A 14,115-nucleotide genomic window follows, 5' to 3' on the forward strand; every position below is an offset into this window, starting at 1 on the left:
CGCAATGTCAAAACCATTTTTTAGTATAGAAAAAACTACCGAATCTAAGGCTAGAGCAGGAGTAATTAGTACCGCTCATGGAGAAATCCAAACGCCTATTTTTATGCCTGTGGGTACGGTAGCATCGGTAAAAACACTACACCAAAGAGAAATAAGAGACGATGTTAAGGCACAAATTATTTTAGGTAACACCTATCATCTTTACCTAAGGCCAGGTATGGAAGTGATGGAGAAAGCAGGAGGACTACATCGTTTTATGAACTGGGAGCGTCCTATCCTTACGGACTCTGGAGGTTATCAGGTCTTTTCTCTTTCAAAAAGCAGAAAGATGACGGAGGAAGGGGTTAAGTTTAAATCTCATATTGATGGAAGCTACCACTTCATTTCTCCAGAAAAGTCTATGGAAATACAAAGGCAGATAGGAGCCGATATTTTTATGGCGTTTGATGAGTGTACACCTTACCCTTGTGAGTATAATCAAGCTAAAGCCTCTATGGAGCTTACTCACAGGTGGCTCAAGCGTTGTATAGAATGGACAGAAAATAATGCCGAATTGTACGGGCATAAGCAGCGTTTATTTCCGATAGTTCAAGGCTCTACTTATTCTGATTTAAGAAAGATTTCCGCTGAAGTTATTTCAGAGGCAGGGGCTGAAGGTAATGCCATCGGAGGGCTTTCGGTAGGGGAGCCAGAAGAAGAAATGTACCGAATTACCAACGAGGTTACCGATATTCTTCCGAAAGAAAAACCAAGATATTTAATGGGCGTAGGTACACCGTGGAATATTTTGGAAAGTATAGGTTTGGGAGTGGATATGATGGATTGTGTGATGCCAACTAGAAACGCCCGAAACGGAATGTTATTCACTTGGCAAGGCGTTATGAATATGAAAAACCAAAAGTGGAAAGAAGATTTTTCTCCGTTAGATGAGATGGGGACGAGCTTTGTGGACAAGGAGTATTCTAAGGCTTATGTAAGGCATCTTTTTGTAGCTAAAGAATACCTAGGTAAGCAGATTGCTTCTATACACAACTTGGCATTCTATTTAGATTTGGTAAAGGTGGCTAGAGAGCATATCTTAGCAGGGGATTTCTACGAGTGGAAGGAGCAGATTGTACCAGTTTTAAAACAAAGGCTTTAGTGAGTTTACGACTTTTAGTAAGGTTAGGGCGTTTCCCTCTCCAGGGCTAAAGTCCAACGGCTAGGGTCGGGCTATCGCTCATACGCCTTCGGTCATTGCCGCTCCGCTTCGCTCCGCGGCTTCTTCCCTTCGGGGTATCCGCTCTATCCCTAACGCGGTGGCAGCCAAAACAAAAACAGAGAAAAGTAAGAATTAAATTATGAAAATAATAGACGCCTATATCATCAAGAAGTTTTTAGGAACATTAGTTTTTATGCTGATGTTGCTATCTATTATTGTGATAGTGGTGGACATACAGGCGAAAGCTCCCAACATAGAGAAAAGTGGTTACACGGTGGGGTACTTTTTATTACACTTCTATCCGTTTTGGATGATATATCTTATCCTTACCTTTATGTCTATTTTGGTGTTTATTTCCGTCATTTACTTTTCATCTCGTATGGCGGATAATACCGAAATTGTAGCCATTGTAAGTAGCGGAGCTAGTTTTCATAGATTTGCAAGACCATACTTTATGGTAGCAGTTGGGATAGCCTTGTTTATGCTTGTGCTTAACCACTATGCTCTGCCTTGGGCTAATGTTAAAAAGAACGAATTGATGGTCTTTACCGAAAGTCAGGTAAGGCAAGAGGAAAAGAATAGGAGTGTTGCTATCTCGGCTCAGATGTCGCCAACAGAATATGTATTTATAGGCTCTTATCACAGAAAGGAAGCAAGAGGCTCGGATTACCTTTACCAAAAATTTGATAACAACAACAAACTCATACATCAGATTAAGGGTGATTATGTCTCTTGGGACGAAAAGAAACAAGCCTTTTCCATCACTTCTTTCTACGAAAAAAAAGCAGGTAAAAACGAAACTGAAAAGTTAAGCAATGGTACGCAGACCTACCAGAGTTTTGGTTATCCACCAGAAGAGCTTTTTCCAGATGAACTTTTAGGTGAGAACAAAACAACACCAGAGCTGGTGAAATTCATCAATAGAGAGAAAATAAAAGGCAACGGTAACATCAATACCTATCTTAATGAGCTTCACGCCCGCACCTCAATGCCTGTTTCTATTATAATTTTAACCATTTTAGGTTTAGCTTTAGCGTCCGAAAAAAAGAGAGGTGGGATAGGAGTTAATCTTGCTGTGGGGATAGCTTTGGCGTTTGTGTTTATTTTTTCGTTTGAGGCACTTAAAGTGGTTTCATCTAGTAAAATACTCACACCTTTCGTAGCAATGTGGATGCCTAATTTTGTATTTGCTCCACTTGCTTTGGTGCTGTATTTCAGAAGGGCTCGTCAGTAGAGCATTTGGATTTCCTTGTGGTAAAACTTGTGTAGCTGCTCATCTTCTAGTTCTACCCAAAGATGTCCTTCTGCATCTGCTTTTCGGATAATGCCATTTTGTCTTACGCCTTTAATGTCAAACACGCAGACCTCGTCTTTTTTGAAAAGAGTATTATTAAGTATCTCTAGAATTTGAGTTTCCGTTTTTGGTTGTGCTATTTCGTTAGTGAAAAATTCAAATAACTCTTTAGCAAGTAGATGAGGTTCAAAAGAGCGATGAGTTTGCGTATAGATAGACCCTGCTTTTGGGAAACATTCAAAGTTTTGCTGTAATACATTGATGCCGATGCCAATGACTAAACAGTTATTTTTCTTTTCAAGGAGAATACCAGATACTTTCTTTTGGTTGAGTATAATATCATTTGGCCACTTGATTTTTGGCTGAATTTGGGTCAAATTGGCAATAAAATCTCTCACGATAATGGCGGTATAATAATTGATGATAGAAATCGCAAATGGAAATCTATCCAAAGAAATTGCGAGGCTGATAGCAATGTTTTCGTTAGGATTTATTTCCCAAGAATTGCCGTATTGTCCCTTTCCTCGAGTTTGGTTAAGTGTATAGACACCTACTAAGTCTTCTTTTTGGAGAATAGAGGGGACAAAGTTGATAATCTCGTCATTAGTAGAATTACATTCGGTAAGGTGATGTAAGATTTTCATAATGGGCAAAATTACGGTGTTAAAGTAGATAAAATAAATAAAAAACAATTAAATTTGCAGATAATACATTTTTGAATGAGTAATACAAACGATAAACAAGAGTTGATAGACACTATCATTAGAGCAATACAAGATACTAAGGGAGAAGATATCCAAGTTCTTAATTTAACTAAAATAGAAAATGCCGTAGCAGATTATTTTGTTATTTGTAGTGGAAACTCTAACACTCAAGTGTCTGCCATTGCAGGGAATATAGAGAAAACAGTACGTAACGAGCTTAAAGAACGCCCTTGGCATACCGAAGGTGCAGAAAATGCATTGTGGGTATTGGTAGATTATGTATCTGTAGTGGTGCATGTTTTCCAAAAGCATATTAGAGAATACTATGAAATAGAAGAGCTTTGGGGAGATGCAGAAGTAAAGAAAATAGAAGATTTAAATTAAATTTCAAGAAAAAATATGGATAAAAATAAAGGGTTCAACTGGTTCTACTTACTTATTTTTGGTGCTTTGGCGGTTTTGTTTTTGCCAAAGTTGTTTTCTTCGTCTAATACAAAAACCATTAACGAAGACGAGTTTTTTAATATGATGAAAGCAGGCAAGGTAGAGAACCTAGTATTGATGAGAGACTCTAAAGAGGGGCAAGTTTTCTTAACCAAAGCGGCAAGAACAGCTTCTAAAGATGCATCTAAGCAAGCGGATAATCCGCTTATGGCGTTACAACCGTCGCCAGATTTTAAATTTGCTTTTGGAGATTTACAATATTTTCAGCAGAGATATGATGCTATAAAGAAAGAAAACCCTCAGGTAAAAACTTCTATGGACTTTGATGATTCTGAATCGCCAATGCAGAGTTTGTTATTCCAAGCGTTGTTTTGGATAGGGATTATGTTTTTGTTCTATTTTGTTATCTTTAAAAAGATGGCTGGAGGCAGTGGTGCTGGTGGTCAGATTTTCAACATAGGAAAATCGAGAGCTAAGCTTTTTGATGAAAAAGATAAAGTGCAGGTAACATTTAAAGACGTTGCAGGATTAGAAGGAGCTAAAGAGGAAGTACAAGAAGTGGTAGATTTTCTTAAAAATGCAGAAAAATATACTAAACTGGGCGGAAAGATACCTAAAGGAGTACTTCTTGTAGGACCTCCAGGAACAGGTAAAACTTTATTGGCTAAAGCCGTGGCTGGGGAAGCTAAAGTGCCTTTCTTTTCGTTGTCTGGTTCGGATTTCGTAGAAATGTTTGTGGGTGTTGGTGCTTCTAGAGTGAGAGATTTATTTGCTCAAGCTAAAGCAAAATCGCCAGCCATTATATTTATAGATGAGATAGATGCTATTGGTAGAGCTAGAGGTAGAGGTGCTTTTACGGGAGGAAATGATGAAAGAGAAAATACGCTGAACCAACTTCTAACAGAAATGGACGGTTTCGGTACAGATACTAATGTGATAGTGATGGCAGCAACCAACCGTGCAGATATTTTGGATAAAGCCTTGATGCGTGCAGGAAGGTTCGACCGTTCTATCTATGTAGATTTACCTGAATTACACGAGAGAAAACAGATATTTAATGTTCATTTAGCTAAAATAAAACTAGACAATACTGTAGAGGTAGAGTTTTTGGCAAAGCAAACGCCTGGTTTTAGTGGTGCAGACATTGCGAATGTGTGTAATGAGGCGGCATTAGTGGCGGCAAGAAAAGGACACGAAGCGGTAGGGAAACAAGATTTCTTAGATGCAGTGGACAGAATTATAGGTGGATTAGAGAAGAAAAATAAAGCAATTAAGCCTTCCGAGAAGAGAAGGGTAGCGTTCCACGAAGCTGGGCATGCGAGTATTAGTTGGTTAGTAGAACACGCAGCACCGTTGCTTAAGGTAACTATTGTTCCTAGAGGGCGTTCTCTAGGTGCAGCTTGGTATCTTCCAGAGGAAAGACAGCTTACTACTACAGAGCAGATGCTAGACGAAATGTGTGCAACTCTAGGTGGCAGAGCAGCAGAGCAAGTAGTATTTGGAACCATCTCTACGGGAGCATTGTCTGATTTGGAAAGAGTTACGAAACAAGCTCAAGCAATGGTTACTATTTATGGTTTAAATGATAAAGTAGGTAATATTTCTTATTATGATAGTTCAGGGCAGCAAGAATACAGCTTTGGAAAGCCTTATTCTGAACAAACGGCTAAAATGATAGATGAGGAAATTTCTAAAATTATTGAAGGTCAATACCAAAGAGCTATCAATATTTTGAACGAAAATAGAGATAAACTAGATGCATTGGCGGATAAGCTCCTTGAGAAAGAAGTTATCTTCCGTGAAGATTTAGAAGCGATATTTGGCAAGAGAGCGTGGGATCCAGAACTTACTGAAACTCCAGTTTCCTCTATAGAGGAGATTAAGAAAGATGATGAACCAGTAGTAATTGACAATGATGAAGAAAAATAAGAGTTAAATCAATATAGAAAATTGAATACAAAAACAGACTGCTCCTCAAAGAGCAATCTGTTTTTGTTTTTTATGCTTGTTCTTTCTTCGTTTCTTTGGAGAAGAAAATCCAAAGGAGTACACATAAAAGCAATAAAATGGGATAAAAAGTATAGCTTACTAAGTTGAAGTAGTCAATACGGTTGTTACTTAGTCCAATAATGATAAGTATTTGAGCTCCATAAGGCAGTAGTCCTTGTATAACACAAGAAAAAATATCCAGTACAGATGCCATAAATCTAGGAGCTATCTTATAGTGCGTGCTTATATTTTTTGCAATTTTACCTGAAATAATAATAGCGATTGTATTATTGGCAGTGGCCATATCTACAAGGCTTACAAGTGTACCTACTCCCAGTAAAGCAGATTTTCTTCCTGAAATGATATTTTTTATTCTATTAAGAAGAAATTCCATTCCTCCTGCCTTTTCAACTAAAGCGGCCAAACCACCTGTAAAAAGTGAAAGTATAAAGATTTCTTGCATACTTGTAAAGCCTTCATATACTTTTTTACTGATTTCCAATACTCCAAAATCCAAAATGAAAAACCCTAAAGAACTACTGAATACAATACCTAGTAGAAGCACTAAAAAAACATTGATACCCGCAAGAGAAAGGATAATCACCAATAAATAGGGTAAGGTGAGAAATAATTGGCGAGTATCTACAGACGTTGTGGTATTGAGTTCGGTAGGCGTGGAAATTACGTTTGCTAGTATGACGTATAATACGCAGGTAATAATGGCTGCAGGAATAGCTATTTTAAGATTGGTCCTTAGCTTGTCCTTCATCTCACAATCTAGTGATTGGGTAGCGGCTATAGTGGTGTCCGAAATTACAGAAAGATTATCACCTAGCATAGCACCTCCTAATAGTGCTGCTCCTAATAGGTTAATATCTATCCCTTTATCGGCAAATCCAACAACCACAGAGCCTAGAGTTACAATAGTTCCTACGGAAGTTCCAGATGATATAGAAATAAAAGCAGCGATAATAAAAATACCCAAAGGAATGTACGAGGAGGAAATTAGACTCACTCCAAAATCCACGATAATATCTACGCTTCCTATGGACTTAGATACCACTGCAAAAGCTCCAGCAAGGAGATAGATGATACACATATTGAGTATCTTGTGGTCGCCACAACCATTTAGGAAAGTATCTATTTTTTCATTAAAAGACTCTTTAAACAAAATGAAAGCCACTACAATACCTGCCATCACAGCAATGGGAGAAGGCAAAGCGTAAAAATCGTTAAAATAAATACCACTGCCAATAAAGGTAAATACGAATACCAATAGAGGTACAACAGAGATAACAGAAGTTTTTTTCATTTCCAATACAGTTTTTTTAATCTGTATCAATCAATGAACCTTCTTAATTCAAGAAAAATAATGCGGAATACTTAAAGACAACATTTTTTCCTTTATTTAAGGCTTATCATTTTCAGCACCTTGCTTGTTGTTGCAGGTTGCTACCTTTCTATTAAGGTTCTTGATAAATACAGTGGTGCAAATATAATAAAAATAAATTTTATTCGTGAAAAAGTTAGTTTTAGCATAATATTTACATTGCCCACTCCTAAGTTATACATTGTGGTATATTAAAATAATACTTATGTTTGCACAAAAATTACACACACTATGATAAAAAGACTACTAAGTTTGACCTTAGTCATACTTCCTTTGCTTATTCTAGCACAATTACAAAATTTTACAATTACCCTTACAGGAACGCCAGAAATTTGCCCTGAAACAGGGACACTTTCTTGGACGACAAGTGGGACGACGGCTAATTCTACTTTAACTTATAGTATTTATAAAACCTCCGATTTAAATAATGCTATTAAAACGACTAATTTATCAACTTATGGTAGCCTTCCTGCAGGTACTTATAGAGTAGTAGCTACACAAAGTTTAGGTACAAATCAGAGCAATCAAGCGATAAGTAACGATTTTACCATTGCTGACCAAAAACCACCAAAAATGACAGTTACTCTTGACTACCACAGGCGGAGTGAAATTTGTGGAAACGATGGCTTATTTACGGTAAATGTTGCAGGTGGTAGAGCACCTTATCGTTACCAACTCTTAGATACCAACAATGTGATGGTTTCGGAGTTCCAAAGTAGTACAAACTCTTATACTTTTACAGGACTTAAAGCAGCCAACTACAAATATAGGGTAATAGATGATTGTGGAACTGGTATTGTGGGAGAAACAGTAATTACAAATACGCCAACTAATTTTACAAGTATTTACTATAATGGTAAAAATTTGGAGGATTGTTCGGGAGTTCAATTAATATTCAATTCGGTAAAAGGATATAATTTAGTTCAAAAATCTCCTTATCAAGTTAAAGTAAGCTACACTGACCCTAATACCAATGAGGTGGTAACATTAAATTCCAATCCCGTTAGTAGTAATGGAGATCCTATGGTTGTTATTCCAAGGTTTCAAGGGATAGATAAACTCCTTCTTACGGTTACAACAACCGATGCTTGTGGACGAACGGTTACTCAGACGGATTATTTTAGTTATAGTATAGATGCTGTTGCAGAGAGTAGTTCTTGTGGAGGACAATATTTTTATCTAAAAAGAGTCTGGGATAGATACCAAAATATATACTCTACTTATAAAGTTAATTTTATAGAGTCTCCTGCAAATTTTGATCCTGCTGCCTATAATGAATTTCATGGACAGTATAAAAGTTCTCATGATTATGGAAGTACATCTCAACCTTTACCAGCGGGAACTTATCGTTTTCAAATTATAGATTCTTGCGGAGGAATAAGTGAAAGAACTGTTGTTATCAAAACAATGGCTCCAACATTATATGTTGAACAGGGAAACAGTTGTGATATAGATAGAGTTAATTTAGTTGGAAGAATATCTGATGCGTATTATGGTCTTTCTTTTGGATTTGTTGATACACAAATTACAAAAGCGCCTCAATCTTTTATTGATGAGTATGGACCTCTTCCCTACCTCATCCCAAAGGACAGATTTGAAATAGATGCTACTACAGGAAAGCTAACTAGGTTTTTGTTAAAAAATATGCCTTTAGGAGATTATACTTTTTCTACAGGTAACGCTTGTAATGATTTAGTTGTAACAAAAGATATTACAACATATAAATTTCCCCCTTCATATTCCCCAAAATATACTATGGAGTATTCGTGCGGTGGTCAATTTAGATTTTTAGAGGCAAAAGGTCGAGCTATTTATTATCAGCGTTATTTTCCAGAACAGAATGCATGGGGAACTTCTCCTACCCGAGTTCATATAGATGGCTCGGGTAAGCCTGCTCCACTATTTAGTGCTCTTGATGGTGAGTGGCAATCTCAACCAGAGGGTAGATATAGGGTAATTAAAGAATTAACGCAATATAATGATGTGAAAGATAATCAACGGGCATTTCTGTGGTGTGATCCTGTTGTTGTTGATGAGTTTGAGATAAAGCCAACTATTGCTTTAACTTTTTCTAATGCCTATGCATTTGAGTGTGCTAATGGGACTTATGATGTTACTATAGTTGCAAGTGGAGGTACAGCTCCTTTAACTTATGCTATAGTATCTTCAGAGGCTAATGATGCAACGGTGCTTAGAGATAATGGTACCAATCCAATCTTTGAAGGGCTTCCAGGAGGCACTTATTTCTTCCGTGTGTATGATAAGTGTGGAAATTTTGAAACAAGAAAACTAGAAATTGCCCAACTGGGGCGTCCAAATATTCGTATGGCTCCTGTATGTGACTCTAATGAGCTAAGCCTCGTGGTAGATGGGCTAGATTATCTAAACTACGAGTGGACAAAGGAAGGAAGCACAGAGGTGTTATCCAATACTAATGTACTAAACCTTGGAACATATACGGCAGATAAAGCAGGAGTTTACCATGTGCGTCTTAGTACTAATTCTCCTACCAGCTGTATCAATACAACTTTAAATTTAAAACTTACGGTAAATGCACTTACAGCAGCAAATGCAGGTACGGGGCAAACTGTTAACTTGACCTATGATGAAACTATAGGAACAAACATTAATCTTTTTGATTATCTTCAAGGAGAATACGATGGCTTTGGAACTTGGACAGAAACTACCATTCCGTCAAGTAGTCTTTTGGTAGGTAACCAATGGAGAGTTGGTTCAGCACAATCAGGGACTTATAGTTTTAAATATACAGTTAAAGGAGCTTGTGGAGGCACAGCTGATACTGCAGAAGTGACTATTAACCTAGCAAAAGTTTGTTACAAAAAGCCAATTATAAGTACAGCAGGAGACGCACTCCCTACAAGAGTAGGGATAAGTTCACTTGCTAGATTGGGAGTAGATGCAAAAGGGGAAAACTGGCCAATGGTAAGAGAGGGCGGTTGGATAGCCTTAGAATCTAATACTAAAGGATTTGTGGTAAACAGAGTTGCATTTGACAGTAATGGGCTTCCTGTAGGTATTCCACCAGCTAACTTTGTAGCAGGTATGATGGTATATGACACTACCAACAACTGTCTAAAAATTTATAACGGTAGAATTTGGAGTTGTTTCTCAACGCAAACTTGCCCAGAGTAATTTTATAATATACAAATAGAAAAACAATGAAAATTAAATTATCAATATTTTTTATAGGCTTATCTATATTGACGTTTGGTCAAGTAGCCTTAGGTAAAGAGGAAATATCTAACTCATCTGTATCACTAGAATTTGGAACACAATACAGAGGGTTTATTCTTCCTTATGTAACGTCTTTGTCTTCTGTATCCAATGCAGTTCCAGGGACAGTGGTAATGGATAGTTCTGATGGAATAGTGAAATATGCACGCCATAATGGAGATTGGAAAGAGCTTACTTTTAACACCACGCATACTTTTGGAGGTGTAACGGTGGATACCACAGGTAAAGTAGATACAAGTCTGCAAAAGACTAAGGTAGAACAAACCGAAGCTTCTGTAATTATAGGAGCTAATACCAGTAATCAACCTTCGGGAATATTGGTGCTGTCAGATAATAATAAAGCAATGATTTTACCTAAGATGGATTCTCCACATTTGAAAATTATCAATCCTGCTCCAGGTATGATGGCATACGACACAAAAACGAACCAGTTGGCGGTATTCAATGGTACTGTATGGACATTTTGGAAGGATTAAATGATATAAGAATATAAAAACTAAAAAAAGCAAGAGTTCACTATCTTAGTGGACTCTTGTTTTTTTTTGACTAAACAGTAGCAGCGTTTTATGAGGCGTTGTTGATAACAAAAGATTTATTTTATAACAATCATGCTTTTCGTTTTTTAGAATTCTAGTTATCAGGATTTATGAATAATCCTGTTGCAAAAGGCTTCTTTTCTAAATTGTAGGTGATTCTACAATTTAATGGAGCTAATCCCAGCTTATTTATTCTTGAAGCTGAAATTACAAATAATATTTTTAAAATGTCTGTATTCATTGCTGTGATTTTAGATATTATAAATGTTGCAACCCAAGTAAAAAAAGTTGCAACCCAAATGTTAGCCTTTTATAAGGCTTTTAGTTGTAAAAAATCAAATGTTGTAAATTAAATAGAATAGCAGAAATAGCACTCAAATGCTTTAAAAGCAGTATAAAACAAAAAAGACCTACATTTCTGTAAGCCTTTTTGCTCCTCCTGCTGGGCTCGAACCAGCGACCCTCTGATTAACAGTCAGATGCTCTAACCAACTGAGCTAAGGAGGAATGGTTTGTTGTTTTTTCGTGGTGCAAATATAGAAACTTTTTCTAATATCCTCCAAATTTTTTTTAAAAATTATTTAAAAAAATCACTAGCTATAATAAGTAACATCAATCCCATAAGAAAAATAACGCCAATTGTCTGGGCTATTTCCATTACTTTTTGAGGTGCAGGTTTTCCTGTAATCATCTCCCATAAAGTAAACATAACATGCCCGCCATCTAAACCAGGTATAGGAAGTAAATTAAGGAATGCCAGCCACACCGAAAACATAGCCGTAAATGCCCAAAACGCTTCCCAGTTGATGGTGGTAGGCATCATTTTAACAATACCTATTGGTCCAGATACTTTTTTATAACCTTGTATTTTTTGGTTAAAAATAATTTTAAACTGTTTTACTTGTACTACTAGAGTGTCTATTGTTCTTTCTAGCCCCCTAGGTATAGCTTGTAGTAAACTGTACTCCTTGTTTACTAATGTACTATTAAGTGATTTTAGTCTTTCTTCTTCGTCGGAAGTAAAACCAAGTTTTCCATCCTTATTTACCGTAATAGTTTGCTTCAATAAACTCCCATTTCTCAGAACTTCAATTTCTGTCGTTTGATTTTTAAGGTTTTTAAGTATAGAGGCAAGATTGTCAAAATACTTTATAGGAGTATTGTTTATACCAACTATTTTGTCTCCTTTTTTAAGTTGAGCCTTTTGTGCAGGACTATTGGGTAAAATACTATCTATAACCGCAGGGAATCTAGCAGAATAAATTTCTCTAACTTCATTAGCTTTCATAACTTCTGCTACACCATCTTCATTAGTAGGAAAAGTAACCTCTTTACCTTCTCTAAGAACGGTAATTTTGTCAGACAAAAGTAGATTTACCATAGAATTTTCCATTCTTTCAGCAGGTTTACCGTCTATGGCAACTATTTTGTCTCCATTTTGTAGTCCCATCTTTTGGGCAGCTTCACTTACGGCAATTCCGTCCTCAAATTTACTATTATCGTGGTAAGTTTCTCCATTAAAAAAACTAAGACAAGAATAAATAAGCCAAGCTAAAAAGAAATTCACCGTAACACCACCTAGCATAATGATAAGCCTTTGCCAAGCAGGTTTAGAACGGAACTCCCAAGGCTGTGCAGGTTTTTTAAGTTGTTCGGTATCCATACTTTCGTCTACCATACCTGCTATTTTTACATAGCCTCCGAACGGAAGCCAACCGATACCATATTCTGTTTCCCCTATTTTCTTTTTAGCAACAGAAAACCAAGGGTCAAAGAAAAGATAGAATTTCTCAACTTTAGTTTTAAAATATTTAGCAGGGATAAAATGCCCCAACTCGTGCAAGGTAACTAAAATTGAAATACTAAGTACAAACTGAAATATTTGGGTTAACAAATCCATATGGTAATTTTTGTTTTAAATTGGTGCAAAGGTAATAAACTAAAATGATTTTGAATAAAAAAGAGACTACCAAAGGTAATCTCTCTTAATGATGTTGATGGTTTTACTTATAAATTGATAGAAACTCCTAGTCCTCCGTTGTTGCCTATTTCGGCAAAAACGCCTAGCTTCTTAGTGAAGAAATATCTTGCACCAATGTGAGCTCCCAGCCCAAACCCATTTCCAAGTACACCTATATCTAGACCAGGATAGATGTCTAGTTGATCAGGTAGATTAAGGGCATCTTGTAGGTGGTAATTAGCTCTACCGAATAAGAAAAAACCATTTTCTTTTTTGTTATTGAAATAAAAATGAGCTCCACCTCCTAGCGAAATAGCATCTGTAATTCCATAATCATAAGTACCCGATAGCCCAGAACCGTAGCCCCAAGCAGAAAGTCCTATTTGTATTTTTTGGTCCCCAGTACCGTTCCAAGCCTGTGCAAACGAAAATTGGGATAATAAGCTCATCGTGAAAATTAAAAGTGTTTTTTTCATAGAAATCTTTTTTTTAGTTTAAATTAGCCTCAAAAATAAAGATATATTTCCTTACAGTAACGCCATTTTTTCAACTTAATTATGAATGATTTTAAAATTACAGCTTTAAACTTTGATATTCAGTGGAAATCGCCATTGGATAATTTTAGCAAAATAGAAGGTAGTCTTAAAGGTATAGATGCTAATTTGTTCCTCCTTCCTGAAATGTTCTCTACAGGATTTTATATGAAACCAGAAGAAATTGCAGATGAGCAAGAAAAAACACTACAGTGGATGAAAGTTTTAGCTAAAAATAAGAATGCTGCCATTGGAGGTAGCGTTTCCGTGAAAGAAGGCAATAATTACTATAATAGATTTTATTTTGTGAAACCTTGTGGAGATTATTATTTTTATGATAAAAGGCATCTTTTCTCATACTCTGGGGAGGATAAGGTTTATTCTAAAGGTAATGATAGAGTGATTGTGGAATACGAAGGCGTGAGATTTCTACTGCAAATTTGCTATGATTTGCGATTTCCTGTATTTAGTAGAAATAAGGGAGATTATGATATGGCTTTATATGTGGCTAATTGGCCTATCCAAAGAATAGATGCGTGGAATACTTTGTTAAAAGCTAGGGCAATTGAAAATCAAGCCTATGTATTTGGGGTTAATAGAGTAGGTACAGATGGTAATGGATTAGAATATCCTGAAAGCACTCATTGCTTTTTTCCTGATGGCAGAGAAGTTTCTCATAAAAAAGGAGATTTAGTAGAGGTTGTTTTAGATATGGAAAGTTTGAATAAATTTAGAACGAAGTTTCCTTTTTTAGGAGATGCTGATGACTTTAAAGTTAGTCTTTAAAAAAGAAAAATCTCTTAAACTAG

General features: G+C 36.4%; 12 protein-coding genes, 1 tRNA gene and 1 riboswitch. Of the genes, 7 read left to right on the forward strand and 6 right to left on the reverse strand.

Annotated elements, in window-relative coordinates; genetic code table 11:
• Nucleotides 1-4: 4 nt before the first annotated feature.
• A complete protein-coding gene (gene tgt, locus D1003_RS06920; protein ID WP_014937667.1) occupies nucleotides 5-1,141 on the forward strand; it encodes a tRNA guanosine(34) transglycosylase Tgt in 1,137 nt (378 codons plus the stop codon).
• A 199-nt stretch (nucleotides 1,142-1,340) separates the two neighbouring features.
• Nucleotides 1,341-2,435, forward strand: coding sequence for an LptF/LptG family permease (locus tag D1003_RS06925; protein ID WP_153936253.1), 1,095 nt, complete (start codon nucleotides 1,341-1,343; stop codon nucleotides 2,433-2,435).
• Here the strand turns inward: D1003_RS06925 and D1003_RS06930 are convergent.
• On the reverse strand, nucleotides 2,429-3,139 hold the full coding sequence (locus tag D1003_RS06930) for a biotin--[acetyl-CoA-carboxylase] ligase (protein WP_153936254.1): 711 nt from the start codon (nucleotides 3,137-3,139) through the stop codon (nucleotides 2,429-2,431). The genes D1003_RS06925 and D1003_RS06930 overlap by 7 nt on opposite strands.
• A 75-nt stretch (nucleotides 3,140-3,214) precedes the next feature.
• Here D1003_RS06930 and rsfS point away from each other — a divergent pair, with 75 nt between their 5' ends.
• Complete coding sequence (gene rsfS, locus D1003_RS06935) at nucleotides 3,215-3,583, forward strand: ribosome silencing factor (protein WP_014937664.1); 369 nt, start codon at nucleotides 3,215-3,217, stop codon at nucleotides 3,581-3,583.
• Nucleotides 3,584-3,598: 15 nt separating this feature from the next.
• On the forward strand, nucleotides 3,599-5,572 hold the full coding sequence (ftsH, locus tag D1003_RS06940) for an ATP-dependent zinc metalloprotease FtsH (RefSeq protein ID WP_153936255.1): 1,974 nt from the start codon (nucleotides 3,599-3,601) through the stop codon (nucleotides 5,570-5,572).
• Between the two features lie 70 nt (nucleotides 5,573-5,642).
• Here ftsH and D1003_RS06945 read toward each other — a convergent pair whose 3' ends face one another.
• Complete coding sequence (locus tag D1003_RS06945; protein ID WP_153936256.1) at nucleotides 5,643-6,944, reverse strand: Na+/H+ antiporter NhaC family protein; 1,302 nt, start codon at nucleotides 6,942-6,944, stop codon at nucleotides 5,643-5,645.
• Nucleotides 6,945-7,017: 73 nt separating this feature from the next.
• A riboswitch (SAM-I-IV-variant riboswitch) is annotated at nucleotides 7,018-7,116 on the reverse strand.
• Between the two features lie 137 nt (nucleotides 7,117-7,253).
• Between D1003_RS06945 and D1003_RS06950 the strand changes: the two genes are divergently transcribed.
• Together D1003_RS06950 and D1003_RS06955 are read left to right on the forward strand one after the other, a co-directional pair.
• Entirely contained in the window at nucleotides 7,254-10,175 is a 2,922-nt protein-coding gene (locus D1003_RS06950; protein WP_153936257.1) for a hypothetical protein, read from the forward strand.
• A 26-nt stretch (nucleotides 10,176-10,201) separates the two neighbouring features.
• Nucleotides 10,202-10,753, forward strand: coding sequence for a hypothetical protein (locus D1003_RS06955; protein WP_153936258.1), 552 nt, complete (start codon nucleotides 10,202-10,204; stop codon nucleotides 10,751-10,753).
• A gap of 154 nt (nucleotides 10,754-10,907) precedes the next feature.
• On the opposite strand, the gene D1003_RS06960 is transcribed toward D1003_RS06955, so the two are convergent.
• From D1003_RS06960 to D1003_RS06975, 4 genes are all read right to left on the reverse strand, one after another.
• Entirely contained in the window at nucleotides 10,908-11,054 is a 147-nt protein-coding gene (locus D1003_RS06960; RefSeq protein WP_260393352.1) for a hypothetical protein, read from the reverse strand.
• A 192-nt stretch (nucleotides 11,055-11,246) separates the two neighbouring features.
• Nucleotides 11,247-11,320: transfer RNA gene (locus tag D1003_RS06965), tRNA-Asn, on the reverse strand.
• Nucleotides 11,321-11,390: 70 nt separating this feature from the next.
• Nucleotides 11,391-12,713 (reverse strand): RIP metalloprotease RseP, encoded by a 1,323-nt coding sequence (gene rseP / locus D1003_RS06970; RefSeq protein WP_153936259.1) that lies wholly within the window; start codon nucleotides 12,711-12,713, stop codon nucleotides 11,391-11,393.
• A gap of 107 nt (nucleotides 12,714-12,820) precedes the next feature.
• Nucleotides 12,821-13,249, reverse strand: coding sequence for a DUF6646 family protein (locus D1003_RS06975; RefSeq protein WP_014937658.1), 429 nt, complete (start codon nucleotides 13,247-13,249; stop codon nucleotides 12,821-12,823).
• 81 nt (nucleotides 13,250-13,330) lie between these two features.
• On the opposite strand from D1003_RS06975, the gene D1003_RS06980 reads away from it, so the two are divergent.
• The gene (locus tag D1003_RS06980) at nucleotides 13,331-14,092 is read left to right on the forward strand and encodes an amidohydrolase (protein WP_153936260.1); all 762 of its coding nucleotides are present in this window, start codon (nucleotides 13,331-13,333) and stop codon (nucleotides 14,090-14,092) included.
• Nucleotides 14,093-14,115 lie beyond the last annotated feature (23 nt).

Origin of the sequence: Riemerella anatipestifer, from assembly GCF_009663465.1 — a bacterium.
In the GTDB taxonomy this organism is placed as follows: Bacteria; Bacteroidota; Bacteroidia; order Flavobacteriales; family Weeksellaceae; genus Riemerella; species Riemerella anatipestifer_C.

Coding starts and splice junctions, on each gene's coding strand:
- rseP (WP_153936259.1), bottom strand. CDS start 12,713: ATGGATTTGTTAACCCAAATATTTCAGTTTGTACTTAGTATTTCAATT.
- D1003_RS06980 (WP_153936260.1), top strand. CDS start 13,331: ATGAATGATTTTAAAATTACAGCTTTAAACTTTGATATTCAGTGGAAA.
- tgt (WP_014937667.1), top strand. CDS start 5: ATGTCAAAACCATTTTTTAGTATAGAAAAAACTACCGAATCTAAGGCT.
- D1003_RS06955 (WP_153936258.1), top strand. CDS start 10,202: ATGAAAATTAAATTATCAATATTTTTTATAGGCTTATCTATATTGACG.
- D1003_RS06960 (WP_260393352.1), bottom strand. CDS start 11,054: ATGAATACAGACATTTTAAAAATATTATTTGTAATTTCAGCTTCAAGA.
- rsfS (WP_014937664.1), top strand. CDS start 3,215: ATGAGTAATACAAACGATAAACAAGAGTTGATAGACACTATCATTAGA.
- D1003_RS06975 (WP_014937658.1), bottom strand. CDS start 13,249: ATGAAAAAAACACTTTTAATTTTCACGATGAGCTTATTATCCCAATTT.
- D1003_RS06930 (WP_153936254.1), bottom strand. CDS start 3,139: ATGAAAATCTTACATCACCTTACCGAATGTAATTCTACTAATGACGAG.
- D1003_RS06950 (WP_153936257.1), top strand. CDS start 7,254: ATGATAAAAAGACTACTAAGTTTGACCTTAGTCATACTTCCTTTGCTT.
- D1003_RS06945 (WP_153936256.1), bottom strand. CDS start 6,944: ATGAAAAAAACTTCTGTTATCTCTGTTGTACCTCTATTGGTATTCGTA.
- ftsH (WP_153936255.1), top strand. CDS start 3,599: ATGGATAAAAATAAAGGGTTCAACTGGTTCTACTTACTTATTTTTGGT.
- D1003_RS06925 (WP_153936253.1), top strand. CDS start 1,341: ATGAAAATAATAGACGCCTATATCATCAAGAAGTTTTTAGGAACATTA.